The sequence below is a fragment of the Pseudonocardia nigra genome, from assembly GCF_019396355.1.
In the GTDB taxonomy this organism is placed as follows: domain Bacteria; phylum Actinomycetota; class Actinomycetes; order Mycobacteriales; family Pseudonocardiaceae; genus Pseudonocardia; species Pseudonocardia nigra.
Genome location: NZ_JAHKRK010000502.1, coordinates 1 through 1,040, shown reverse-complemented (window position 1 = coordinate 1,040; position 1,040 = coordinate 1). Strand labels below are relative to the sequence as shown.

Below are 1,040 nucleotides of genomic sequence, written 5' to 3'. Positions count from 1 at the left end.
GTGATGCGCTTGTGTCCGAGCAGGGCAGCGGTGATGTGAACGGGAAGCCCGCCGGTGACGGCCTCGGTGGCGAAGATCCGGCGGAAGTCGTGCGGTGTGAAATGCATCGGGTCGCCGGCGGCGTCGCGTAGTCCGGCCCGGTCCAGGGTGCGGTTGAGTAGGTTCTGCACGGCTCCGACACCGATGACGCTGTTGCGGTGCCCGCGGCGGCGCTGGAACAGGTAGGGAAGGGCCAGGCTGAAGGTGCGTTCGTGCCGGTCCCAGCGTCGGGTGATCGGGACGGCGCCCTCGCCGATGCCGCGGAGCCGGCTGATGATCGTGGCCAGGACGGCGGCCAGCTCGGGGCTGACCAGCAGCAGCCGTTCCTCGTCGGTCTTCGAGGGCAGGATCTGCAGCAGCGGGACGACCTCGCCGGTGTCGTCGAGGCGGTGCTGGATCACGGCGAGGTGGGTGAGCTCGAGGAGCTCCTCGAGGCGGACCCCGGTGTGGCGCAGCGTCTCGATGAGCGCCCAGGACCAGAACGCGTCGTCCTCCTCGGCGAGCAGGTCGTGTGTTTGGCCGGTGGATAGGTCCTCGGCCCGCGCGGAGGCCGGCTGGTTGTTCTCCTGGCCGGGGCGCTGGCGGCAGGTGCGCCGGTAGCCGCGGCCGCCGTGGGTGAACTCCTCGCCGACGGCGGCGGCCTGGGTCGCGGTGAGCAGCTGGACCCGGTCCCGATGGTGTCGGTGGGCGGTGTCGACCAGGACGGGCAGGCGGGGCAGGCGCTCCCGGATGCGTTGGTGGACCGCGGCGATGGTTCGGTGCCGCTGCTTGGCCACCCCTGCCAGCTCGGTGCGGCGGATCGGGCAGGCGACGGCGTGCTGCGCCCAGGTCGGGTCCTGCTGGGCCCACTCGGCGATGTCGAGATAGAACGCCCGGACCTGCATCAGGTGCTGCAGGTAGTCGCGCCGCGGCCGGGTCGGCATGCCGGTCCGCCGCGTGTAGCGCAGGCGTTGTTTCCAGGCTGCGGCGACCGGCTCGGACAGCTGCAGGCTCTCGACCTC

The 1,040-nt window shown here is 71.8% G+C and carries 1 protein-coding gene; it reads right to left on the bottom strand.

All coding sequences use genetic code 11. From position 1 onward, the window contains the following. Positions 1-1,040, bottom strand: a 1,040-nt coding sequence (locus KME75_RS41885) for a tyrosine-type recombinase/integrase (protein ID WP_219420587.1), incomplete at both ends; no start/stop codon positions are given.